Annotated in this window: 23 protein-coding genes and 1 riboswitch; of the genes, 13 read left to right on the forward strand and 10 right to left on the reverse strand. The window is 63.4% G+C overall.

What is annotated here, in order from left to right:
• Positions 1-231: hypothetical protein (locus FJ311_11315; GenBank protein MBM3952029.1), on the reverse strand; the 231-nt coding region annotated here is incomplete at its 3' end.
• A gap of 111 nt (positions 232-342) precedes the next feature.
• Between FJ311_11315 and FJ311_11320 the strand changes: the two genes are divergently transcribed.
• The 3 genes from FJ311_11320 (at position 343) to FJ311_11330 (ending at position 3,647) form a co-directional block, all read left to right on the forward strand.
• Positions 343-975: a helix-turn-helix transcriptional regulator gene (locus tag FJ311_11320; GenBank protein MBM3952030.1), complete on the forward strand. Its 633-nt coding sequence runs from the start codon at positions 343-345 to the stop codon at positions 973-975.
• Between the two features lie 123 nt (positions 976-1,098).
• On the forward strand, positions 1,099-1,428 hold the full coding sequence (locus FJ311_11325) for a hypothetical protein (GenBank protein ID MBM3952031.1): 330 nt from the start codon (positions 1,099-1,101) through the stop codon (positions 1,426-1,428).
• 515 nt (positions 1,429-1,943) lie between these two features.
• Positions 1,944-3,647 (forward strand): HAMP domain-containing protein, encoded by a 1,704-nt coding sequence (locus FJ311_11330; GenBank protein ID MBM3952032.1) that lies wholly within the window; start codon positions 1,944-1,946, stop codon positions 3,645-3,647.
• A 370-nt stretch (positions 3,648-4,017) separates the two neighbouring features.
• Here the strand turns inward: FJ311_11330 and FJ311_11335 are convergent, their stop codons facing one another.
• The 3 genes from FJ311_11335 to FJ311_11345 all read right to left on the reverse strand — a co-directional run bounded on the left by FJ311_11335 (position 4,018) and on the right by FJ311_11345 (position 8,724).
• Positions 4,018-5,622, reverse strand: a complete 1,605-nt coding sequence (locus FJ311_11335; protein MBM3952033.1) for a lysine--tRNA ligase — start codon at positions 5,620-5,622, stop codon at positions 4,018-4,020.
• A 235-nt stretch (positions 5,623-5,857) separates the two neighbouring features.
• Positions 5,858-7,684 carry a GAF domain-containing protein gene (locus tag FJ311_11340; protein MBM3952034.1) on the reverse strand — a complete coding sequence of 609 codons (1,827 nt, stop codon included), beginning with the start codon at positions 7,682-7,684 and terminating at the stop codon, positions 5,858-5,860.
• A 113-nt stretch (positions 7,685-7,797) separates the two neighbouring features.
• Positions 7,798-8,724: a 4-hydroxybenzoate octaprenyltransferase gene (locus tag FJ311_11345; protein MBM3952035.1), complete on the reverse strand. Its 927-nt coding sequence runs from the start codon at positions 8,722-8,724 to the stop codon at positions 7,798-7,800.
• Between the two features lie 126 nt (positions 8,725-8,850).
• Between FJ311_11345 and FJ311_11350 the strand changes: the two genes are divergently transcribed.
• The gene (locus tag FJ311_11350) at positions 8,851-9,621 is read left to right on the forward strand and encodes a 16S rRNA (uracil(1498)-N(3))-methyltransferase (protein ID MBM3952036.1); all 771 of its coding nucleotides are present in this window, start codon (positions 8,851-8,853) and stop codon (positions 9,619-9,621) included.
• 13 nt (positions 9,622-9,634) lie between these two features.
• Positions 9,635-11,002, forward strand: coding sequence for a glutamate--cysteine ligase (locus tag FJ311_11355; protein ID MBM3952037.1), 1,368 nt, complete (start codon positions 9,635-9,637; stop codon positions 11,000-11,002).
• Positions 11,003-11,118: 116 nt separating this feature from the next.
• Here the strand turns inward: FJ311_11355 and FJ311_11360 are convergent, their stop codons facing one another.
• Together FJ311_11360 and FJ311_11365 are read right to left on the reverse strand one after the other, a co-directional pair.
• Entirely contained in the window at positions 11,119-12,342 is a 1,224-nt protein-coding gene (locus tag FJ311_11360) for a type II toxin-antitoxin system HipA family toxin (GenBank protein MBM3952038.1), read from the reverse strand.
• Positions 12,335-13,003 carry a helix-turn-helix transcriptional regulator gene (locus FJ311_11365; GenBank protein MBM3952039.1) on the reverse strand — a complete coding sequence of 223 codons (669 nt, stop codon included), beginning with the start codon at positions 13,001-13,003 and terminating at the stop codon, positions 12,335-12,337. Before FJ311_11365 ends, FJ311_11360 begins: the two co-directional genes overlap by 8 nt.
• A gap of 116 nt (positions 13,004-13,119) precedes the next feature.
• Here FJ311_11365 and FJ311_11370 point away from each other — a divergent pair, with 116 nt between their 5' ends.
• Genes FJ311_11370 through FJ311_11380 form a run of 3 tightly spaced genes read left to right on the forward strand, consistent with a single transcriptional unit; the run spans position 13,120 to position 13,958 of the window.
• A complete protein-coding gene (locus FJ311_11370; GenBank protein MBM3952040.1) occupies positions 13,120-13,377 on the forward strand; it encodes a hypothetical protein in 258 nt (85 codons plus the stop codon).
• Between the two features lie 51 nt (positions 13,378-13,428).
• The gene (locus tag FJ311_11375; protein MBM3952041.1) at positions 13,429-13,686 is read left to right on the forward strand and encodes a type II toxin-antitoxin system RelB/DinJ family antitoxin; all 258 of its coding nucleotides are present in this window, start codon (positions 13,429-13,431) and stop codon (positions 13,684-13,686) included.
• Complete coding sequence (locus FJ311_11380) at positions 13,686-13,958, forward strand: type II toxin-antitoxin system YafQ family toxin (protein ID MBM3952042.1); 273 nt, start codon at positions 13,686-13,688, stop codon at positions 13,956-13,958. The genes FJ311_11375 and FJ311_11380 overlap by 1 nt, the downstream gene beginning before the upstream one ends.
• A 60-nt stretch (positions 13,959-14,018) precedes the next feature.
• On the opposite strand, the gene FJ311_11385 is transcribed toward FJ311_11380, so the two are convergent.
• From FJ311_11385 to FJ311_11395, 3 genes are all read right to left on the reverse strand, one after another.
• Complete coding sequence (locus tag FJ311_11385; GenBank protein ID MBM3952043.1) at positions 14,019-14,528, reverse strand: hypothetical protein; 510 nt, start codon at positions 14,526-14,528, stop codon at positions 14,019-14,021.
• Positions 14,529-14,712: 184 nt separating this feature from the next.
• Positions 14,713-14,988, reverse strand: a complete 276-nt coding sequence (locus FJ311_11390; GenBank protein MBM3952044.1) for a DUF86 domain-containing protein — start codon at positions 14,986-14,988, stop codon at positions 14,713-14,715.
• Entirely contained in the window at positions 14,988-15,284 is a 297-nt protein-coding gene (locus FJ311_11395) for a nucleotidyltransferase family protein (protein ID MBM3952045.1), read from the reverse strand. Before FJ311_11395 ends, FJ311_11390 begins: the two co-directional genes overlap by 1 nt.
• 353 nt (positions 15,285-15,637) lie before the next feature.
• Between FJ311_11395 and FJ311_11400 the strand changes: the two genes are divergently transcribed.
• On the forward strand, positions 15,638-15,910 hold the full coding sequence (locus FJ311_11400) for a BrnT family toxin (protein MBM3952046.1): 273 nt from the start codon (positions 15,638-15,640) through the stop codon (positions 15,908-15,910).
• Positions 15,891-16,154 carry a BrnA antitoxin family protein gene (locus FJ311_11405; protein MBM3952047.1) on the forward strand — a complete coding sequence of 88 codons (264 nt, stop codon included), beginning with the start codon at positions 15,891-15,893 and terminating at the stop codon, positions 16,152-16,154. Before FJ311_11400 ends, FJ311_11405 begins: the two co-directional genes overlap by 20 nt.
• 1 nt (position 16,155) lies before the next feature.
• Here the strand turns inward: FJ311_11405 and tldD are convergent, their stop codons facing one another.
• Positions 16,156-17,604 carry a metalloprotease TldD gene (tldD, locus tag FJ311_11410; GenBank protein MBM3952048.1) on the reverse strand — a complete coding sequence of 483 codons (1,449 nt, stop codon included), beginning with the start codon at positions 17,602-17,604 and terminating at the stop codon, positions 16,156-16,158.
• A gap of 137 nt (positions 17,605-17,741) precedes the next feature.
• Here tldD and FJ311_11415 point away from each other — a divergent pair, with 137 nt between their 5' ends.
• The 3 genes from FJ311_11415 to metZ all read left to right on the forward strand — a co-directional run bounded on the left by FJ311_11415 (position 17,742) and on the right by metZ (position 21,691).
• Positions 17,742-19,037, forward strand: a complete 1,296-nt coding sequence (locus FJ311_11415) for a DUF3422 domain-containing protein (GenBank protein ID MBM3952049.1) — start codon at positions 17,742-17,744, stop codon at positions 19,035-19,037.
• A 167-nt stretch (positions 19,038-19,204) separates the two neighbouring features.
• Positions 19,205-20,197 (forward strand): hypothetical protein, encoded by a 993-nt coding sequence (locus FJ311_11420; GenBank protein MBM3952050.1) that lies wholly within the window; start codon positions 19,205-19,207, stop codon positions 20,195-20,197.
• A gap of 124 nt (positions 20,198-20,321) precedes the next feature.
• Positions 20,322-20,400, forward strand: a riboswitch (SAM riboswitch).
• A gap of 52 nt (positions 20,401-20,452) precedes the next feature.
• A complete protein-coding gene (gene metZ, locus FJ311_11425) occupies positions 20,453-21,691 on the forward strand; it encodes an O-succinylhomoserine sulfhydrylase (GenBank protein MBM3952051.1) in 1,239 nt (412 codons plus the stop codon).
• Positions 21,692-21,814 lie beyond the last annotated feature (123 nt).

Raw genomic sequence — 21,814 nt, forward strand, 5'->3', positions numbered from 1 at the left:
CGCGAGATGGCGCTGGCCGATCGCGCCGCGCCGACGGAGCCGCGCGAGCGCGCGGGCGATGTCGTCGGGATCGCACGGCCGTTGCCAGGGGCGCGCGCCGTCCTCGAAGCGGGCGCCGGCGCGGCGCGCCTTGACCGCGCGCGCGAACCAGAACCACGCTTCCTCGGCGGAGGCGAACGGCCGGACCGGGGCGGCGTTTTGCGGCCTGGGGACGTAGCGGGGCTTGGCCATGATCGACCTCTATTCCTAAATTCAACTGATATATGTTTATAAACCTATTATAGATAAAAAAAGAAATCAATTCCTAATGAAAAAATGTAGCGATTCTAAGACACTGTTCCCATGCTCAAGCACGCGGACGTCTGGCGCGCCATCGACCGCCTGGCCAAGGAACACGGGTATTCCCCGTCCGGGCTGGCGCGCCGCGCCGGGCTGGATCCCACCACCTTCAACAAGAGCAAGCGCACCACCCGCGAGGGCAAGCTGCGCTGGCCGAGCACCGAAAGCGTCGCCAAGATTCTCGCCGCCACCAACGCCAACCTGATGGAGTTCGTCGGCTACGTGAACGAAAGCGACAGCGGCGGCGTGATCCGCAACATCCCGCTGATCGGCTTCGCCCAGGCCGGCGCCTCGGGCTATTTCGACGACGCCGGCTATCCGACCGGCGGCGGGTGGGACGAAATCCCGTTCCCCGGCCTCGGCGATCCGCACGCCTACGCGCTCGAAATCAACGGCGACAGCATGGAGCCGGTGTTCCGCGACGGCGACGTGATCATCGTCGCGCCGCACGCCAGCATCCGCCGCGGCGACCGGGTGGTGATCCGCACCAAGGTCGGCGAGGTGATGGTGAAGCAGCTCCGCCGCCGCACCGGCAAGGTGATCGAACTGCAATCGCTCAACCGCCAGCACGGCGACCGCACGCTGTCCCTCGACGACGTCGATTGGATGGCGCGGGTGGTGTGGGCGAGCCAGTAGCCGCGCCCGTCCGTTCGCCGCCGGACCGATTCATCCCGCTGTTTCAAGGAAATGAGCCGTCGGCGCCGATCCGCGCGCGCTTTCCCTATTGACCGATAAAAGGAATATTATCATAATTCGGGAATGAGCGACATACCGCCCGTTTCCGACATTCCGGCCGCCTCGGCGATCGCGCGCCTGCACGCGCGTTACGACGGGGTAATTCCTCGGCGCTTGCGCGCGGCCGCGCTCGCCGGCGGCGAGGCGGGCCGCGCCCGGCTCGCGGCCGAAGCCCGGCGACGCATGTTCGACGCGCTCGCGCGCGATTCCCTCGCCGCGCTCGCGGCGCGGCGCGGCCGGATCCGGCGCGGCGATCTCGCTTCGGATCGGGCGTTGCGGACGCTCGCGCGCGATCTCCGCTTCTATCGCGACCGGGGAGCGGAACGGCGGGCGGATTTAACAGTCGGCGGCTAAGGCATCGCTCGGTTGGACGTCTTCATTCCGTCATTCCCGCGTCAGCGGGAATCCAGCCTTTTCAAAATCCTGGACCCCCGCCTTCGCGGGGGCCGGCCCCCGACTCGATCGGGGGGTGACGCTTTTTTCCGAACACTCCACCCAAACCGCGCCTCGGCGTTACCGTCCTCGGGAGGCGGCCGGGGAGCGGTAATCGTCGCCCCCCGCCTTCCTGATACCCCCCTCACCCTCCCGCCATGGCGGGTCCCTCCCTCTCCCGCGAGAGCGGGAGAGGGTCGGGGTGAGGGTCACCCGAACCGCGCCCGCCGCGCGTCCTCGCGATGATGACGGAAAAGGCCGGATTCCCGCGCGGCCGGATAGCCGCAAGGCGATTATGGATATGTCATTAAATAATAAGGGTTTGTTCCCAAGTTGCCGAAACGGCGGGATCGGTTAAACATGGCGCGGAGTACGGCGCTCGATCGGCGGCCGCTTCAAGGACCGGGGCTCAACAGTTCGACAAGGGACATTCGACCATGCTCGCGAATTTCAAGATCGGCACGAAAATCATCGCCATCGTCGTGTGTCTGGCGGTCATCATGGCCGCGATCAGCGGCGCGGCGATTTTCGCGCTCGCCGAAATGTACGACGAAGCCAAAGAAATCGACAAGGCGTCCGTCCAAGTCCGGCTCGGCGGCGGGATGAACACCAACGCCGTCGCCATGAACCGGGGCGAATATTCGCTCGGCATGCTTCCGACCAAGGAAAACGTCGAAGCGACCAAGAAGGACATCGAGGCGCAGCGCAAAATCTTCGAGGAACGGTTCGCCCAGGCGCGCGCGACCCAGGACGCCGAGCAGAAGAAACACCTCGACACCGTCGAGGCCGCCTATCAGGCGTACCTCAAGGGACTCGCGGCCACCATCGCCAAGGCCGACCAGTGGGCGGGCAAGGTCGAAATTTCCGGCGGCCAGAAGGAGATCGCGGACATCGCCGCCGATCATCGGCCGCTGGCCTCCAATCTACGGAGGGCGCTGAACGATTACGTGAAAGTTTCCGAGGAGCATGGCCACCACATGGCCGAGCTGGCGGGGAAACTCTACGGGACCATGCGCTGGGTGCTCTCCGGCGCGGCGATCGCCGGCATCGTGATCGGTCTGGTGCTCGGCGTCCTGATATCTCGAGTCGGCGTCGTCAACCCCATCGCCAAGATCGTCGCCTGCCTCAAATCGCTGTCCGAAGGCAATCTCCAGACGGACGTCTTCGGCACCGGGCGCAAGGACGAGGTCGGCGACATCGCCAAGACGACCCTGGTCTTCAAGGAGAACATGCAAAAGACCAAGCAGATGGAGGAGGAAGCCAAGCAGGCCGAAATCCGCGCCGCCAAGGAAAAGAAGGAGATGATGAACAAGATGGCCGACGACTTCGAATCGAGCGTCGGCGGCATCGTCAGCGCGGTGTCGGCGGCGGCGACCGAGCTCGAATCGTCGGCCACCGCCATGTCGGCGACCGCCGAGGAAACCAACCGCCAGGCGACGGCGGTGGCGGCGGCGTCCGAGGAGGCCTCCGCCAACGTGCAGACGGTGGCGAGCGCGGCGGAAGAACTCTCCGCCTCCATCGCCGAGATCAGCAACCAGGTCGCGCAAGCCGCCAAGGTGTCGGCGAGCGCGGTCGAGGAAGCCAACCGGGCCAACGGCATGGTCCAGGGCCTGGCCCAGTCGTCGCAGAAGATCGGCGAGGTGGTGGAGCTAATCACCTCCATCGCCGATCAGACCAACCTCTTGGCCCTCAACGCGACCATCGAGGCGGCCCGGGCCGGCGACGCCGGCAAGGGCTTCGCGGTGGTGGCGGCCGAGGTCAAGAACCTCGCCAACCAGACCGCCAAGGCGACCGAGGAGATCGGCACCCAGATCGGCGGTATCCAGGGCTCGACCAAGGACGCGGTCGGGGCGATCCAGTCGATCGGCAAGGTGATCGGCGAAATCAACCAGATCTCGTCGGCGATCGCGGCGGCGGTGGAGGAACAGGGCGCGGCGACCAAGGAAATCGCGCGCAACGTCGAACAGGCCTCGGCCGGGACCAAGGAGGTCTCCTCGAACATCGCGGGCGTAACCCAGGCGGCGGGCGAGACCGGCCAGGCCTCGGCCCAGATCCAGACCGCGGCCAAGGAGCTCTCCCAGCAGTCGGAAACGCTTCGCAACCAGGTCGACAAGTTCATCGCCCAGATCCGCGCGGGGTGAACGGTCCTCTCGTCATGCCCGCGCAAGCGGGCATCCAGCTTTTTCGGAAAAGCGCTGGACCCCCGCCTTCGCGGGGGTGACGATTCCGTCTAATTGAAACGCGCTAAGGTGCGGCCCGATTAAACGGAATCAGGTTCAGGCGGTCACACCCCCACCCCATCCCTCCCCCGTCACGCCGATAGGCGTGCATTCGCACGACAAGGGGGGAGGGAAATCAAAAAGCCCCCTCACCCTCCCGCCATGGCGGGTCCCTCCCTCTCCCGCGAGAGCGGGAGAGGGTCGGGGTGAGGGTCACCCGAAGCGCGCTTCGGCGCCGCCGTCATTGCCGCGGACGCGTTCCGCGTCCTCGCGATGACGGCCGGGGGAAGTTTTAAAGCGCCTCGCCCTTGAGCGCGCGCTCGATCAGTTGCAGCGTCTCGGCGCGGCCGTAAAGGGCGATGAAGGAGCCCATGCGCGGCCCGTCCGCCTGGCCGAGCAGCACTTCGTAGAGGGCCTTGAACCAGGCGCGCAGGTCGGCGAACGGATGGCGCTTGCCGACCGCGTAGACCTCGGTCTGGATCGCTTCCGCGTCGGCGCCCTCGGGCAGCGCCCGGAGCGCGCGGGCGAGATCGGCCAAGGCCTCGCGCTCCATCGCCGAGGGCGGCCGGAACTTTTTCGCCGGCAGCACGAAGTCGCGGTAATAGACGATGGCGTATTCCACCAGCTTGTCGAGGAAGGGCGCGCTCGCCGGGCTCGCCTCGGGCCTAAGGCGGGTGATGTATTTCCACAGCACCGCCTTGTCCTCGGTGTGGCAGACGCCGACCAGGTTGAGCAGGATGCCGAAGCTGATGTGCCCGTCCTCGGCCGGCGGGCGGCCGGCGTGGATGTGCCAGGCCGGATTGTCGAGCTGGCGCGCCGGTTCCTGCTTGGGGAACGCGACCAGGTGGGCGAGGTAGTCGTCGACCGTGCGCGGGATGACGTCGAAGTAAAGCCGCTTGGCCGCGGTCGGCTTCTGGTACATGAACAGCGCGAGGCTTTCGGGCGGCGCGTAGCGCAGCCAGTCCTCGACCGCGAGCCCGTTGCCCTTGGATTTGGAAATCTTCTCGCCCTTTTCGTCGAGGAACAGCTCGTAGGTGAAGCCGACCGGCGGATCGCCGGCGAGAATCCGGCAGATGCGGTTGCCGAGGCGGACCGAATCGATCAGGTCCTTGCCCGACATTTCGTAATCGACGCCGAGCGCGGCCCAGCGCATGGCCCAATCGACCCGCCACTGCAGTTTGCAGTTTCCGCCGGTGACCGGCACCTCGAACGTGCCTTCCGCCTCGTCCTGGAAGACGACGGTGCCGTCCTTGGGCCGGTATTCGCGCGCGGGGATTTCCAGCACCTGAAGCCGTCCATTGCGCTCGCGCACCGGCAGGAACGGACAATAGGTGCGCCGCCGTTCGTCGCGCAGTTCCGGCAAAACGACGTCGAGAATCTCGCGGTGCTTTTCCAGCACCCGGCGCAGCATCGGATCGAACAGGCCGGCGCGGTAGCACTCGGTCGCGCTCTTGAATTCGTATTCGAAGCGGAACGCGTCCAAGAACGCGCGCAGCCGGCCGTTGTTGTGGTGGCCGAAGCTTTCGCAGCAGCCGAACGGGTCGGGGATCGAGGTCAGGGGCGATCCGAACGCGCTCGCCTTGTCGCCGACGAAGCGCGCCATCATCTCCCGGTTGGGCACGTTGTCGGGCACCTTGCGGAGCCCGTCCATGTCGTCGGAAAAAGCGAAGAGCCGCGTCGGAATGTCGCTGAGCAGCGAGAACGCGTGGCGGATCATCGAGGTCCGCGCCACCTCGCCGAAGGTGCCGATGTGCGGCAGGCCCGACGGGCCGTAGCCGGTTTCGAACAGGGCGTAACCCTTGGCCGGCGGGCCGCCGGCGAAGCGCTTGAGGACATTGCGCGCCTCGACGAAGGGCCAGGCGTTGGAATGCTGGGCGAGTTCGCGCAAACGGGACATGGGTGACCGGGAAAATAAATAAGGCCAGGGGTTCGGAGGCTAGCGCGGACTTTCGCAAACGTGCGAACCACCCCCACCCCAGCCCTCCCCCGTCGAGGGGGAGGGGGTAAGTGTTTGTGTCGCAACTCTTTCCCCTCCCCCCTTGTGGGGGAGGGTCGGGGTGGGGGGTATAACGCGCATTTGTGATTGTCGGTAGTACGGGCCGCGCCCCGGGCCCGTCAACGCTTTCGCGCCGCTATTTCGCCGGCTTCGGCGCCGGGGGCGGAACCGGCCCGAGGTATTGGGCGATCTCGACCGCGTCGATCTGCTCGGGCTTCAGGAACTTCTTGGCGTAATCGAGATAGACGCCCGAGGTCAGGAACAGGTCGAACAGGTCGGGGTCGATGTGCTGGTCCTTCTTGAAGAAGTACATGATCTTGATCGACTCGCTCAGCGTCTTCGCCTTCTTGTAGGGGCGGTCGGCGGCGGTCAGCGCCTCGAAGATGTCGGCGATCGCCATGATCCGCGCCGGGACCGACATGTCGTCTTTCTTGAGCCGCTTGGGATAGCCGGTGCCGATCAGGGTTTCGTGGTGGCCGCCGGCGTATTCCGGCACCGCCTTGAGGTGCTTGGGGAACGGCAGCTCGCCCAGCATGCGGATGGTCTGCACCATGTGCTCGTTGATCTTGAAGCGGTCCTCGGCGGTCAGCGTGCCGCGCCCGATGCACAGGTTGTAGACCTCGCCCCGGTTGTATTCGTGCTCGGGCACGTTCATCTTGAAGCCCCACTTGTTGTCGGGCGCGTAGTAGGGCGACGGGGCGCGCGGAAAAATGTGCTCGGGCTTGTCGGCGAGCAGCGGCTCGTCGACCGGCAGTTCGGCAGCGGGGACGCGTTCCTTGCGCTTCAATTCCTCGTGCGCGACGCCGATGCGGTCGTCGAGCGTGCGCTTCCAGGTGACGGCGGCGATCTTCTTGACCCGCTCGATCTTTTCCGGGGCCATGAATTCGCCGCCGATGTTGCATTCGGCGATGAAGGCGTAGTCGTCGTCGAGCGTGGCGAGCTTTTTCTCCAGCTCGCGCCGGAGCGAATCGGCGTCCTCTGGCCGGTCGAGCAGCGCGCGCAGGTATTCGATCACCGCGTCGCGCTTGACCACCTCGAACCGGGTGCGGATTTCGTGGATGCGGTCGCAAATGGTTTCGAGCTTGGTCGCCTTGTCGACCACGTATTCGGGCGTGGTCACCTTGCCGCAATCGTGCAGGTAGGCGCCGAGGTGCAGCTCGTACCACTGGTCCTCGGTCAGGTCGAATTCGCGGAACGGCCCCTCGGCCGCGTCGCAGGCGGCCTTGGCCAGCATCAGGGTCAATTCCGGCACCCGGAGGCAGTGCCCGCCGGTGTAGGGCGACTTGGCGTCGATCGCGCCGGCGATCAATTGGATGAAGGAATCGAGCAGTCTTTTCTGCGCGGCGAGCAGCTGGCTGTTGTCGAGGGCGACGGCGGCCTGGGACGCGAGCGCCTCGATCACCGGCTGGATGTCGGCGCCGAACGGGATCACCTCGCCGCTGGCGCGGTCGCGGGCGTTGAGCAACTGCAGCACCCCGATCACCGCGTTCTGGCTGTTCTTGAGCGGCACGGTGAGAAAGGACTTGGAGCGGTAGCCGGTGCCGGCGTCGAACTTGCGCGTGCCGGAAAAATCGAAATCCTTGGCCTCGTAGGCGTCGGGGATGTTGACCGAAACCGCCGCCAGGGCGGCGTGGGTGGCGACGCTCATGTGGTTGGGCGCGCCGGTCTGCGGGTCGTGCATGTTGAGCGGCGGAAACGTGATCGGCTTGCCGGTGGTGCCGCCAAGGGCGATGTTGAGCGAGTCGGTCCGCATGATTTCGAACTTGAGCTTGTCGTCGTCGGTGCGGATATAGAGCGTGCCGCCGTCGGCGTTGGCGATCGCCTTGGCTTCGAGCAGGATCATTTCCATCAGGCGGTTGAAGTCGCGCTCGGCCGAGAGCGCGATGCCGATGTCGATCAGGCGGCGATAGAGATCGCCGCCGCCGGCGGCCGCGGTCGCGCTGGTCTCGGTCGGTGGCGCCATAGAGAGCCCCTGGAAAATCGCGTCGGCCGCGCCCGCGCGATCGGCCAACCGCCGGAGATTACAGGGCTTTTTCCGGCCTGACAACCGAGCGGCCCGCCCCGAAGGGTAGCTCCTCAAACGGCGGGCAGCGCGCGCGCGGCGACGATGCCCGCGACCATCATCCAACCGACCGCGCGGTTGGAACGGAAGGTGGCGAGGCAGGCGGCCGGATCGTCGAAGTCGGTGCGCGCCGCCTGCCGGAAAAGATGCAGCCCGACCAGCGCCAGCACGGCGAAGAACGGCCACGCCAGTTGGGCGAGATGACCGGCGAGCGCGAACAACAGCACCGCGCCGCCGTAGAAGGCGAACAGCCAGGGGCGGGTCGCATCGCCGAGCCGGAGCGCGGTCGACTTGATGCCGACCAGCGCGTCGTCCTCCTTGTCCTGATGGGCGTAGATGGTGTCGTAGCCGAGGGTCCACAGCACGCAGCCGGCGTAGAGCGCGACCGCGGCCGGATCGAGTTCGCCCTTGACCGCCGCCCAGCCGAGCAGCGCGCCCCAGTTGAAGGCGAGGCCGAGCACGGCCTGCGGCCAGTGGGTGAACCGCTTGGCGTAAGGGTAGAACGCGACCAGCGGCAGCGAGGCGATGCCGAGAACGACGGCGTAAGCGTTGAATTGGAGCAGCACGATCAGGCCGGCGAACAGCATCGCCGCCAGAAACGCCAGCGCCCGGGGCACGGCGATCTCGCCGCTGGCGATCGGGCGGGCGCGGGTGCGGGCGACGCGGGCGTCGAAATCGCGGTCGGCGATGTCGTTGAGGATGCAGCCGGCGCCGCGCATGACCACCGCGCCGACGGCGAAGAGAACGATCAGGCGGAGTTCCGGCACGGCCTCCGAGGCCAGCGCCACGCCCCACCAGCAGGGAAACAGCAGCAGCCAGGATCCGATCGGGCGGTCGAGGCGGATCAGCCGCAGATAGGGCCGCGCCGGCGCCGGCACGAACCGGTCGATCCAGGTTCCGGTGGGGATATCGCTCGCGGTCGGGCGGCTGGCCTGGGTCATGGGCACGGTGTAAATCAAGGCGCCCCCTTTCGAACCCGGGGGAGCAGATATCTAAGTTTAGGCGGCCCCCGCGTTAATTCAAACGGGGCGTTAATTCGAACGGGGCTCGGGGAGAAGGCGACGGCCATGAGCGAAGCGACGGAACCGCGCGCGAAAGCGCGCCTTTATGTGGCGGCGCCGCTCGCGGCCGGGGCCGTGGCGCTCCTGACCCCGGACCAAGCCCATTACGCGAGCCGGGTCATGCGCCTCGGCGTCGGCGACCGCTTGAGCCTGTTCAACGGCCGCGACGGCGAATGGCGCGCGCGCGTGAAAACCGTGGGCCGCAAGGGCGGCGAGGCGGTGGTCGAGGAACGGGCCCGGCCGCCGGCGGCCGAACCGGACGCGATTCTGCTGTTCGCGCCGCTCAAGAAATCGGCGCTCGACGTTCTCGTCGCCAAGGCGACCGAGCTGGGCGCTTCCGACCTGCGGCCGGTTTTGACCCGGCGCACGGCGGTGGCGCGGGTCAACGTCGAACGGCTGCGCGCGCAGGCGATCGAGGCCGCCGAGCAATGCGAGCGCCTGACGGTGCCGGACGTGCGTCCGATGGAAACGCTCGAGCGCGCGCTCGGCGCGTGGGAGGGCACGCGCCGGCTGTTTGTCGCCGACGAAACCGGCGGCGGCGTTGCCGCGGCGGACGCGTTTTCCGCCGCCCCGCGCGCGCGTCCGGTCGGTTTTCTGGTCGGCCCCGAGGGCGGCTTCGAGCGATCCGAGCTTGACGCGCTCGGCCGCCTGCCCTTTGTTACGCGCGTCGCTCTCGGCCCGCGAATCTTGAGGGCCGAAACCGCCGCGTTCGTCCTGCTCGCCTGTTGGCAGGCGCTCGCCGGCGACGGCCGCGCGCCGCCGCCGCCCCGCGCATAAAAGGAATCGCCCCATGTCCGGAGCCCCGCAAGGCTCGTCCGAGCCGATCGCCGACCGCCGCCAGCTGGTCGAGTATTTCGCCTCGGGCTGCAAGCCGAAGGCCGACTGGCGGATCGGCACCGAGCACGAGAAGTTCGCCTATCGCCTGTCGGATTTGCGCCCGCTCGAATACGAGGGCGACCAGGGCATTCGCGCGCTGCTCGCCGGGCTCACCCGCTTCGGCTGGGAACTGGTGACGGAAAACGGCAAGCCGATCGCGCTTTCGCGCGCCGACGGCGCCGCCGTGTCGCTCGAACCCGCCGGGCAGGTGGAACTTTCCGGCGCGCCGCTCAAGACCATCCACCAGACCTGCAACGAGGTGAGCGAGCACCTGAAGCAGGTCAAGGCGGTCGCGCGCGACTTGAAGATCGGCTTTCTCGGCCTCGGCTACCAGCCGAAATGGCCGCGCGGCGAGATGCCGTGGATGCCCAAGGGCCGCTACAAGATCATGCGCGCCTACATGCCGAAGAAGGGCAAGCTCGGCCTCGACATGATGCAGTCCACCTGCACGGTGCAGGTGAACCTGGATTTCGATTCCGAGGCGACCATGGTCAGGATGTTCCGCGTCTCGCTCGCGTTGCAGCCGGTGGCGACCGCGCTGTTCGCCAACTCGCCGTTCAAGGAGGGAAAGCCGTCCGGCTTTCTCAGCTATCGCGGCCACATCTGGACCGACACCGATCCCGACCGCTGCGGCCTGCCGCCGTTCGTGTTCGAGGACGGCTTCGGCTTCGAGCGCTGGACCGACTACCTGCTCGACGTGCCGATGTATTTCGTCTACCGCGACGGGCAATACATCGACGCCGCCGGCCAGTCGTTCCGCGATTTCCTGAAGGGCAAGCTGCCGGCGCGGCCGGGCGAGATCCCGACCATCGCCGACTGGGCGGCGCACACGACCACCGCCTTTCCCGAGGTGCGGCTCAAGAAATACCTCGAAATGCGCGGCGCCGACGGCGGCCCGTGGGCGCGCCTCTGCGCGCTGCCGGCGCTCTGGGTCGGGCTGCTCTACGACGGCGTCGCGCTGGACGCCGCCTGGGACCTGGTCAAGGACTGGACGGCGGAGGAGCGCGAACATTTGCGCGCCGAAGTGCCGCGCACGGCGCTGAAGACGCCGTTCCGCGGGCGCATCGTCGGCGACATCGCGCTCGACGCGCTCGAGATCGCGCACGCCGGCCTCGCGCGCCGCGCCGCGCTCGACTTTTTCGGCTTCGACGAGACCCATTTCCTGACGCCGCTTTTCCAGATCGCGGAATCGGGCCTGACCCCGGCCGAGGAACTGCTCCGCGCCTACGAGCGGCGCTGGAAGGGCAACGTCGATCCGGTGTTCAAGGAGTATGCGTATTGAAAACCAGAGCATAGCGTTTCCCTCCCGCGAATGCGGGGGAGAATGCCGAGCGCAAGGTGGCCCTTGCACCGTCGGGCTCATACCGTGTCCGTGCAAACCAGAAACGCACAAGTATCTCAAGAATTGAAGATCGGAATGTGGCTCAGGTGCTTGTCAATTGTATCAACGAATTGACGCGGCAATTCTAAATGGAACTTTTCTTGCTTCCATATTTGGAAAAAACGATCAACAGTGTCAGCAGCCGTATCAACGACAAGTTTTTGCGGAAGTAGCGCCTTAGCGGCTAAGTATTTTAATTCATCCTTTGAAATCTCAGAGAATTTAGAAGTACGCACATATTTCAGAGCCATATTCTCGTCCTTGAGATAAACAATCGTGGATACGTAATCGTACGCGGGAGACAAAACCGGAGTGCGACGATCAGGGTATATTAGCGACCAGTTCTTTAAGTGCATATCTGCGTTACCAATAAGAGTATTGAATACCAGCCGTCGGATAAATTCCTCAATTTGTGCTTCTCCGCTTTCAGCGCGCAGTACTTTCGCGATGTTTTTATAGCTTGCTTTCTTATATTTATTGTCAGGATAAATATCAAAAACTTGCGCGAAATCCTCGATATGGACAGCAGACCCGTCATCCAATCGATCAAAACGCCTGATCGCAAAGGCCATCGTTCCAATATCGCTCATTCCCTCCGGTAACCCATTGATCGCATTCACCGAGATCAAACGGATTTCGGGCACATCGATTCCGATCCGTCGCGCGAGGGTCATCATCGCGTATTCATTCTCAGGTACCCGTTCATATTTCGATGATGGCAATTTCACGATCCATGAACCGCCGACACCGTTCACGGGAATGGTCAGCCCGCCAGTCGCCGCCATGACGGCTGAGAATTTCAATTGCACGCCCGCTAACGAAAAGCGCAGAGGCCGCCCTTGATTTGCGCCACGATGGCTATCATCGCCATTATCAATAGGGGGCAGGGCATCGCCGTCCGTTGCTTGTATGGTGATCGCGCCTGGAAGATCCTGGCCAAGCGCCCAAAGGAGAAAGAACTCTCGTTTAGGATTCACCCCTGCCCGTTGCGCGAGGTAATCACGCATTGGCCCTTCGGGCAGAAGATTTGAAAAAAACGGCATCACGCGCGTTTGCGTCGGCCGAATATCGGTGATGAGACCGCCATATTGATCCTTGAAGGATAGGCTCAGAGTGTCGCGCATATAGTTGTCAATATAGCTTCGATCAAAAGTAAAAAGGATTCTGTCGCTTTCAAGAAGGACAAGCGTTCCAATTGGCTTTTGATGAAGCAGAACCTTCAGAACCGACAGGTCAGCCATCGTCCTCGTCCAATCGGTACGCTGGAAGTGTTCGGCTTATAGCCTCGGAGGGAATTGCATGCGCAATCGTATTGCGTATTTCCTGTAGCTGCCGAGCCAGGTCCTTGATCTGTTTCAGCTTCTCCTGCGGCAGATGAAACTTCGGAATATTTATCGGCTGTATGGATTTATAGATGCTTCGTGCTTGCTTCGCGACCTTCTGAAGTTGTGCAATTTCTTCGAAGCCCAATCGAAGATTCTGGATTTCCCGTACTATATTTTGAATGCGCTGAATCTCACGAGTATCGGGGAGCGTCTCTGACAAACGCTTCCCCGCATCTTGAATGGCACGGATCGCTTTGAGGGCATCGGTGGTCGATGCCAGCGGTTGAACATTTTGAATAATACTCTGTACTGCCGGAACGGTTTTGCTTGGCACGAGAGTGACCTCCAGGTCGAGGGCACGCGCCAACTCGATCAAATTAGAAAGCGTGATGTCGACCCCGGCATTCTCGATCTTCGAGATATGTGCCTGGGTAAGACCGGTCTTTGCGCTTAACGCGCGCTGGCTCAGACCTCTGGCATGCCGCGCGGCTTTTAGGATGCGGGCAACTTCCTCAAGAGCGTATGACATTTGACATACTATAATATATTTGTAAGCGTTATTGATATATAAAAGCATATCTTATTGCAATAAAAATATTTTTGTTGATATACTATAATATATTTAAAAAGTGTATTGATATATTTTATAATATCAATCTTGGTTGCAAGGGCATGTTAGCAGGAATCGACGTTGTGGAAGTTGGGATTTGGCACCTCCCTCCGACCCTCATTACCGTCGGCGACATCGCGCTCGACGCGCTCGAGATCGCGCACGCCGGCCTCGCGCGCCGCGCCGCGCTCGACTTTTTCGGCTTCGACGAGACCCACTTCCTGACGCCGCTCTTCCAGATCGCGGAATCGGGCCTGACCCCGGCCGAGGAACTGCTCCGCGCCTACGAGCGGCGCTGGAAGGGCAACGTCGATCCGGCGTTCGAGGAGTATGCGTATTGAGCTGTTCCCCAAATGTGGTACACTTCGGGCGTATCCCCACGGAGATGCGTCATGCCCAAGTCCGAGATGATCCGCGCCCGCGTCGAGCCCGGCCTTAAGCACAAGGCCGAAACCGTGTTCGGCACGCTCGGATTGACCCCGACCGAGGCGATCACCCTTTTTTACACGCAGGTGACGCTGCGGCGCGGCCTGCCGTTCGAGGTGAAAATCCCGAACAAGGCGACCCAGGCGGCCCTGCGCGAGGCCGAGCAGGGCCGGAACCTCAAGCGGTGGAAGAGCCTCGGCGCGCTCAAGGCCGCCCATCGCTGATGCGGGCCATCCGGACGACGCGGAGGTTCGAGCGCGACCTCAAGCGGACCCGGAAACGCGGCAAGAAGCTCGACAAACTGTGGTCGGTGGTCGAACGGCTGCAACAGGGGGAGCCGCTCGATCCTCGCCATCGGCGCCATCGCCTGTCGGGCGAGTGGTCGCTCCATTGGGAGTGCCATGTCGAGCCCGATTGGCTTCTCATCTGGCACGAGGACGACGCCGGCGGACTGGTTCTCGTCCGAACCGGAACCCATTCGGACCTGTTCGATTGATCCGCCGCGCGGCCGCGCCGGTCCGGCGTTCGAGGAGTATGCGTATTGAGCGGACTCGAACTACGCCAGCAACGCCTCGATAATGTCCCACCTATTTTTGTACTCATCGATTCGCCAGCCGGTAAAAGACTTGTGCGGTGGTAAGTGAATTGTCCGCACTTTGCTTTCATTGTGCTTTTGGCCTTTCTTACCGGGCGTCTTCAGCCATTCCTTGTGCGCCTTAATAACATTTTCGGAAACGATTGAAGACGGAATCACATAGTATTCAAAAGGAGCGTTCTGCGTTACGGTCGGGATTCCCGCAAGAACCCAGATGAAATTCTTTCCGTAGTCTTTTTGCGCCTTTACTCCAACAGACACAGTTCGATTGCCAGGCACGAAAGTTTTCACTTGAATGTGAACGAACTTCGTCCCTTCTTTGTTGCTGCAGAGAATGTCAGTATTTGGTGTGTTGCCGATAGTGACAAGTGCAACTAGGTCTCTACGGCACAATTCCCCTGCCACAAAGAATTGGCTGGAGTTAGCCCGCGAAGATTTATCTGGTTTAGAAGACTTTGCTCGATCGTTCATTGCTTGGTTCCAATCGTACCCACTTACCTCTCTCACACCGCCGTCCCGTCGACGGTGATCTGATCTCCGATCAGCGTCGGCTGGCTTACGTGGCCTAGGACGAACGCTCGCTCCCGCCCGTGGCCTCCCGGATCATCGCGTCCACCGCCTTTTCGAGCTCGGTCAAGCGGCCCTGCGCGACGTTCTAGATGATCCGGTCGTCCACTTTCGCGTACTCATGGCGGAGCAGGTTCCCGATCGCGGCGATTTCCGGCCAGGGGATCGCGGGAAACCTCGCCTTCGTTTCGGACGGAAGATGGCGGCTGGCTTCCGAGATGATCTCGATGCCGCGCTCGGTCGCGCGGCGCATGGACCAAACGTCCTTGTAGATTTCGAATGTGACGCCGGCGAGGGTTTCGGAAATGCCGTTGATCGCGTCGCGCATGTCGTGAAGCCGGGTAAGAACGGTCTTCCCGGCCATCAGAAAACGCGCTCGGCCTCGGCGAGGATGCGGTCGCGGATCGCGGGATGCAGGCCGGCGCGGGTGGTGAGATCGACCTCGGTCCCGAGATAACCGGCGATATTCTCTTTCAGACGGATCAATTCGATCAGGCTGAAATCGCCGGCTTCGTCGTAGTCGATGAACAAATCGACGTCGCTTCCGGGTCCGGCTTCGCCGCGAAGCGCCGACCCGAACAAAAAAAGCGAGGTCGCGCCGCCCGCGCGGATGTCCCGCTCGTGGCGCTTCAAGGCCTGAATGACTTGGTCCCGGTTCATGGCCGAATTATAGCATCGGCCGATTGACGGCTTGGCGCGAATTTCGCTCCGCGCCCCACCCCCTCCCCGGCCCTCCCCCGTCAAGGGGGAGGGGACCAAGAGTTAAGGCACGCCGAACTTTTCCCTCCTCCCGTCGCGCCGATAGGCGCGCATTCGCGCGACGCGGGGGAGGGTTGGGGCGGGGGGTTAAATCCGCCCGGTCGGAATTCCGTCTGAAACGGTCCGAAAAGGCGGCGGCGTTCACACCGCTGCCGCCGACGGTGAGCTGATCGACCTTCAGCGTCGGCTGGCCGACGCCGACCGGCACGCCTTACTCCCTTGCAAGGGATATCAAATTGTAGTAACGATTTGCGGTGGACTACGAATGGGACGACGCCAAGAGCAGAGCCAACGCGGCGAAGCACGGCGTGCCGTTCAAAGCGGCCGAAACCTTCGATTGGGAATCGGCCCTGGTCGTCGAGGATGCGCGCGCGGGTTACGGCGAGTCGCGGTTCGTCGCGGTGGGATTTATCGCCAATCGTCTTCACGTGATGGCGTTCACCCGGCGCGGCGGCAACATTCGCGTCATCAGCCTGCGCAAGGCGAACAAGCGGGAGCACCGGTATTATGACGAAGCGATTGACTGATCGGCGCGGCGACGTGCGTCCTCTCGCCAAATCCGATTTTCGGAAGATGAAGCCGGCGCGGGAAGCGATGCCGGACGTGGTCGCGCATTATCGGCGGACACGGGGGCCGCAGAAAGCGCCGACCAAGGTGTCCACGACAATCCGACTCGATGCCAAGGTGATCGACTTCTTCAAGGCCAAGGGGCCGCGGTGGCAATCGCGGATCAACGACGCTCTAAAGGCGGTCGTCGATTCGGCGAAGTAGCTCACACCGCCGTGCCGCCGACGGTGAGCTGGTCGACCTTCAGCGTCGGCTGGCCGACGCCGACCGGCACGCCCTGGCCGTCCTTGCCGCAGGTGCCGATGCCGGGGTCGAGCTCCATGTCGTCGCCGATCATCGAAACCTTGGTCAGCACGTCGGGGCCGTTGCCGATCAGCGTCGCGCCCTTCACCGGGGCGCCGATCTTGCCGTTCTCGATCTGGTAGGCCTCGGTGCACGAGAACACGAACTTGCCGGACGTGATGTCCACCTGGCCGCCGCCGAAGGTGACGGCGTAAAGGCCCTTCTTGACCGAGGCGATGATTTCGTCGCGTTTCGCCTTGCCCGCCAGCATGTAGGTGTTGGTCATGCGCGGCATCGGCGAATGGGCGAAGCTTTCGCGCCGGCCGTTGCCGGTCGGGCGCATGCCCATCAGCCGCGCGTTCAACCGGTCGTTCAGGTAGCCGACCAGGACGCCGTCCTCGATCAGCACGGTGCGCGAACTCGGCGTGCCCTCGTCGTCGACGGTGAGCGAGCCGCGCCGCTCGGCGAGCGTGCCGTCGTCGACCACGGTCACGCCCGGCGCGGCGATGCGCGTCCCCATCAGCCCGGCGAAGGCCGAGGTCTTCTTGCGGTTGAAATCGCCCTCGAGGCCGTGGCCGATCGCCTCGTGCAGCAGGATGCCGGGCCAGCCCGATCCCAGCACTACCGGCATTTCGCCCGCCGGCGCCGGCACCGATTCGAGATTGACCAGCGCCTGGCGCAGCGCCTCGTCGACCACGTGCCGCCACGAATCGGGCGCGATGAAGCGGTCGTAGGCGACGCGCCCGCCGGTGCCGAAGCTGCCGGTTTCCATGCGGCCGTCCTTTTCCACCACCACCTGGACGTTGAGGCGAACCAGGGGCCGGATGTCGGCGACGCGGAGGCCGCCCAGGCGCACGATCTGCACCGCCTGCCACGAGCCCATCAGCGACGCGCTCACCTGCTTGACGCGCGAATCCTTGATGCGCGCGTAGGCGTCGATGTCCTCCAGCACCTTGACCTTGGTGGGGAACGGCACCGGGGAAAGCGGATTGTCGGAACCGTAGAGCGCGCGGTTGGTGCCGCTGGGCGGCTCGGCATGGGTGCCGCCCCGGCCGGCGCGCACCGCCCGCACCGTGTCGGCGGCGCGCTTCAAGGCCGCGTCCGACAGCTCGGTCGCGTGCGCGAACGCGGTCACCTCGCCCGACACGGCGCGGAGCCCGAACCCCTGCGCCGCGTCGAAGCTCGCGGTCTTGAGCCGGCCGTCGTCGAAGGCGAACGCCTCCGACTGGCGGTATTCGAGGAACAGCTCGCCGTCGTCGGCGCCTTGAAGCGCCTCCGCGACCCGCTTTTCGGCCTGGGCGCGCTCCAATCCGGCGCGGCCGTAGAACAGTTCGTCGGTCTGGGCGAGGTCGGAGGCGGGGGCCAGGGCCATCGGCGGCGGTTTCCTTCGCGAAAATGTCGCCCGTCCGTCGCGGGAGCGAATGACGGGGGCGGCGGTCCCCATGATATATAGGGGGCGGACAGCGAAAAGACGACCCGAAAGACCACCCGAAAAACCGCAGGGGTTTTATGACGCCGTTTCCCGAACACCCCCAGCGCCGCGCCCTGATCGACGAGGTCCACGCCCGGCCCTATCTCCTGCTGCGCGCGCCGACGCGGCTTTCCCATCTCGCGGTGCTGACCGGGGAAGGCGGCCAGGAGGCCGAGCGCGACCATCTCGCCCGGCTCTGCCAGGCGTTCAACGTGCCGCCGCCGCCCCGGGACGCGGCCCTGTTCACCGTCCGTCTCGGCGGGCTCCTGTTCCGCTGGGAACGGCACACGGAATTCTCGGCCTACACCTTCGTCGCCGACGGCCCGTTCGAGCAGCCGTTCAAGGACCCGCCGGCCGCGCGCCTGCCCGCCGATTGGCTGAAGGCTCTCCCGGGCGAAACCATTTCGGCCGTGCACATCGCGATCGAGCCCGCCTCCGCGCCCGACCGGGCGGTGGAGCAGACCTCGGCCCTGTTCGACAACAACACCGTGATCGGCAGCGCGGTGCACGGCGAGAAGGCCCGGGTGTGGACCGACGTGCGCGTGCACGCCGACGGCTACGGCCGTTTCCTGGTCAAGGACCTCGGCCTCAACCAGCGCCAACTCGGCCGCCTGGCGCAGCGCCTGGTGGAGATCAACTCCTACTCCCTGCTCGCCATGCTCGCCTATCCGATCGCGCGCGCCGCGTTGCCCCGGATCGCGGCGCTGGAACGCGAGCTTTCGCAATCGGTCAAGACGCTGTCCGGGCTTTCCGGGCTCGGCGACGAACGGACGCTGCTCGACCGCCTGTCGGCGCTGGCGGCGGAAGCCGAAGCCGTCGGCGCCGCGACCAGTTATCGCTTCTCCGCGGCCAAGGCCTACTCGGCGCTGGTCGCGCAGCGGTTCGAGGATTTGCGCGCGACCCGCCTCGAATGGATGCAGCCGCTCGACGAATTCATGCTCCGCCGCCTGGCGCCGGCGATGGAAACCTGCGCCAGCGTCGCCACCCGCCAGGACAGCCTGTCGGTCCGCGTCGCGCGGGCGAGCGATCTGCTGCGCACGCGGGTCGACGTCGCGCTCGAGGCGCAGAACCGCGACCTGCTCCGTTCCATGAACCGCCGCGCCCGCGCGCAGCTCCGCCTGCAGCAGACGGTCGAGGGATTGTCGGTCGCGGCCATCAGCTACTACGTCGTCGGGCTCGTCGCCTACGCCGCCAAGGCGGCGCACGGGGCCGGCGTCAAAATCGATCCCGATCTCGCCGCCGGGATCGCCATCCCGATCGTGGTCGGCCTGGTCTGGTTCGCGATCCGGCGCCTGCGCAAGGCGGTGGTCGGCAAGGGCGAAGACGACGCATGAAGCGCTCTTAGGTATGTGGAAATCTTAGTTTTTTCATCGGACAGCGGTGATTGTTCTTGACTTGTTCCCGCGCAAGATATAGTAGAAACAGGAATCTATCACATCAAAATATTGAATAATCCGATGGGCCGCTATGTAGCGGCAATTGGGTAATTGAAAACATTCTGATGCATCGAGACATCGACCTTCGGCGGATAAACCTTCGCGTTACCGATCCCTATAAACAGGAGGGACTTGTATCGACGATTCCTGTCGAGATTACACTCGTCGATGTTCTTAACACTTATAGCTTTGAACGATGGCCGCATGAAAAAGTGCGTTGCGTGAAATGTAATGGGCATCGGCACAAGCATGGCTTTACTGCGCTACTGTCAAATGGAGCCAAAGCATTATTTGGAAGTAAATGTGGTGAAGAGGAATTTGGTGAAAATTGGGCGCAAGCTACGGCAAGGCTACGTGAACAGTCGAGGCGACAAAATTTTTTACTGCAGCTCGATATTCTTGTGCCGCATCTTCCGAAGATACGGCAAGGATTAAAAGGGTGGCGTCCAGCATGTGATTCTATCGAATATAGCCACAAGCGGTTTAAAAATAATCTCGGATATGTTTATGAAGCGCTATGCCAATTGGTAGCTAGAGGTGAAACACAACTTAAAATTTATGAAAAGAAAACGATCCAAAAAACCAAACGGGGATCGGGTGAATCAAGATTCGTTACCGAATGGATTCCTCAAACGATATCGATCCTTCAAGGCGGGGCATATTTTAAAAACATTACTCCTACCGAAATATTGGATAAAGCCGACGCAATTTTGAAACAAATAGAAATTATTGCCGGTGATACAAGTCGATTCGACACAAATCATATGAGCATCTTAAACAAACAGCTAAATAATGTGTATCGCGAGCTACGGCAAATTGTTGATATGAGAAAAGGCGCTATCTTGTTTTTTGCACCCGATCATTTGAAATTGGTGGCTTATTGGGCGACACGAACAGATTCAAATTATATTCCAGGGCGTTACAAAGCGCAGGCGAATGAATTACACAATCTTGATACCGGTAAGTCGATGGCGCTACCTCCATCATTTGCCCCAATAGACGAAAATATTTTATTAATTTTGCAGTCTCCTGAAAAAATGAATTTCGCTGCCGCATAAGAGTTTTCGAGTGTTTTAGTTACCCTGCGGAACGTTCGCTACTCTTCTCGATTAGTTATTGAGTGATGACAATTTCGCCCTTGCCAACGTCCCGGCGACCGGCTACAACCCGCGCCACGACAACTCGCGTCTACGTGGTGATTTGGCCAACCGGCTTGCGGCCACGTTAAAAAAACCCGCTAAAAGGTTGGAGCCCGCATGAGCCCCGACCCTGTCCGGTTGGGGCTTTTTTGTTGCGCCGAAAGGATACGGATCATGGCCGAAAACTGCTTGCGGGGCGCCAAGACGCGGAAGCTCGCGACCCGGCTCGCGCGCGGCGGGCTTGCGCGCACGTCGTTCGACGAAACGAGCGAGACGCTGTTCCTGACCTCGGGCTACGTCTACGGCTCGGCGGCCGAAGCCGAGGGCGCGTTCAAGGGCAAAAGCCCGCGCTACATCTATTCGCGCTACGGCAACCCGACCGCGACCATGTTCGAGACCCGCCTCGGCCAGATCGAGGGCGCCGACATCTGCGTCGCGACCGCGAGCGGCATGGCCGCCGTGTTCGCCTCGCTCGCCTGCCTGGTGCGCGCCGGCGACCGGGTGGTCGCCTCGCGCGCGCTGTTCGGTTCCTGCCATTACGTGGTGCATGACATCCTGCCGCGGTACGGCGTCGAAACCGAACTGGTGGACGGCACCGATCTCAAGGCCTGGGCGCGCGCGCTTTCCCGTCCGACCCGCGCCGTGTTCCTGGAAAGCCCCTCCAACCCGACCCTCGAGATCATCGACATCGCGGCGGTCGCCAGGCTCGCGCGCCGCGCCGGCGCCAAGGTGGTGGTCGACAACGTGTTCGCGACGCCCTTGCTGCAAAAGCCGCTCGCCCTCGGCGCCGACATCGTCGTCTATTCGGCGACCAAGCACATCGACGGCCAGGGCCGCACCCTCGGCGGCGCGATCCTCACCAACGACCGCAAATATTTCCAGGACCACCTCACGCCCTTCTACCGCCACACCGGGCCGGCGCTGAGCCCGTTCAACGCCTGGGTGCTGCTGAAGGGGCTCGAAACCCTCGAACTCCGCGTCGCGGCACAGTGCGCCGCCGCCCGCGACATCGCGCGCTTCCTCGAAGGGCGCCGGGGTATCGCGCGCGTGCTCTATCCCGGCCTTCCCTCCCATCCCCAGCACCGGCTGGCGAAGAAGCAGATGACGGCGGGCGGAACGCTGGTCAGCTTCGACCTTCAAGGCGGCAAGCGCGCCGCGTTCCGCTTCCTCGACGCCCTCGAACTGATCGACATTTCCAACAACCTCGGCGACACCAAGAGCCTGATCACCCATCCCGCGACGACGACGCACCAGCGCCTGGGCGCGGCCGAGCGCGCGCGCATGGGTATCGGCGACGGGCTGGTGCGGCTGTCGGTCGGCCTGGAAGATGTCGGCGATCTCAAGGCCGATTTGCTGCGCGCGCTGGCGGCGGCCCAAGGCAAGAAACCGGGGGGCAAGGGGCGGAAGCGCTAGGGTCTGTACTCAATTAGGGGATTCTCAACGCTACGAAGATGTGATTCAAGCCTCCGAGGAGAACGGAGGCTGGGATGGCGCATCTTTACTGGCTGAACGACAAGGAATGGGCGCGGATCAGGC

Source organism: Rhodospirillales bacterium, assembly GCA_016872535.1.
Taxonomy (GTDB): Bacteria; Pseudomonadota; Alphaproteobacteria; order Rhodospirillales; family 2-12-FULL-67-15; genus 2-12-FULL-67-15.

Bases quoted from the DNA above. Each gene is read 5' to 3' on its own strand.
- FJ311_11320 (MBM3952030.1), top strand. From the start codon at position 343: ATGCTCAAGCACGCGGACGTCTGGCGCGCCATCGACCGCCTGGCCAAG.
- FJ311_11325 (MBM3952031.1), top strand. From the start codon at position 1,099: ATGAGCGACATACCGCCCGTTTCCGACATTCCGGCCGCCTCGGCGATC.
- FJ311_11330 (MBM3952032.1), top strand. From the start codon at position 1,944: ATGCTCGCGAATTTCAAGATCGGCACGAAAATCATCGCCATCGTCGTG.
- FJ311_11335 (MBM3952033.1), bottom strand. From the start codon at position 5,622: ATGTCCCGTTTGCGCGAACTCGCCCAGCATTCCAACGCCTGGCCCTTC.
- FJ311_11340 (MBM3952034.1), bottom strand. From the start codon at position 7,684: ATGGCGCCACCGACCGAGACCAGCGCGACCGCGGCCGCCGGCGGCGGC.
- FJ311_11345 (MBM3952035.1), bottom strand. From the start codon at position 8,724: ATGACCCAGGCCAGCCGCCCGACCGCGAGCGATATCCCCACCGGAACC.
- FJ311_11350 (MBM3952036.1), top strand. From the start codon at position 8,851: ATGAGCGAAGCGACGGAACCGCGCGCGAAAGCGCGCCTTTATGTGGCG.
- FJ311_11355 (MBM3952037.1), top strand. From the start codon at position 9,635: ATGTCCGGAGCCCCGCAAGGCTCGTCCGAGCCGATCGCCGACCGCCGC.
- FJ311_11360 (MBM3952038.1), bottom strand. From the start codon at position 12,342: ATGGCTGACCTGTCGGTTCTGAAGGTTCTGCTTCATCAAAAGCCAATT.
- FJ311_11365 (MBM3952039.1), bottom strand. From the start codon at position 13,003: ATGCTTTTATATATCAATAACGCTTACAAATATATTATAGTATGTCAA.
- FJ311_11375 (MBM3952041.1), top strand. From the start codon at position 13,429: ATGCCCAAGTCCGAGATGATCCGCGCCCGCGTCGAGCCCGGCCTTAAG.
- FJ311_11380 (MBM3952042.1), top strand. From the start codon at position 13,686: ATGCGGGCCATCCGGACGACGCGGAGGTTCGAGCGCGACCTCAAGCGG.
- FJ311_11385 (MBM3952043.1), bottom strand. From the start codon at position 14,528: ATGAACGATCGAGCAAAGTCTTCTAAACCAGATAAATCTTCGCGGGCT.
- FJ311_11390 (MBM3952044.1), bottom strand. From the start codon at position 14,988: ATGGCCGGGAAGACCGTTCTTACCCGGCTTCACGACATGCGCGACGCG.
- FJ311_11395 (MBM3952045.1), bottom strand. From the start codon at position 15,284: ATGAACCGGGACCAAGTCATTCAGGCCTTGAAGCGCCACGAGCGGGAC.
- FJ311_11405 (MBM3952047.1), top strand. From the start codon at position 15,891: ATGACGAAGCGATTGACTGATCGGCGCGGCGACGTGCGTCCTCTCGCC.
- tldD (MBM3952048.1), bottom strand. From the start codon at position 17,604: ATGGCCCTGGCCCCCGCCTCCGACCTCGCCCAGACCGACGAACTGTTC.
- FJ311_11415 (MBM3952049.1), top strand. From the start codon at position 17,742: ATGACGCCGTTTCCCGAACACCCCCAGCGCCGCGCCCTGATCGACGAG.
- FJ311_11420 (MBM3952050.1), top strand. From the start codon at position 19,205: ATGCATCGAGACATCGACCTTCGGCGGATAAACCTTCGCGTTACCGAT.
- metZ (MBM3952051.1), top strand. From the start codon at position 20,453: ATGGCCGAAAACTGCTTGCGGGGCGCCAAGACGCGGAAGCTCGCGACC.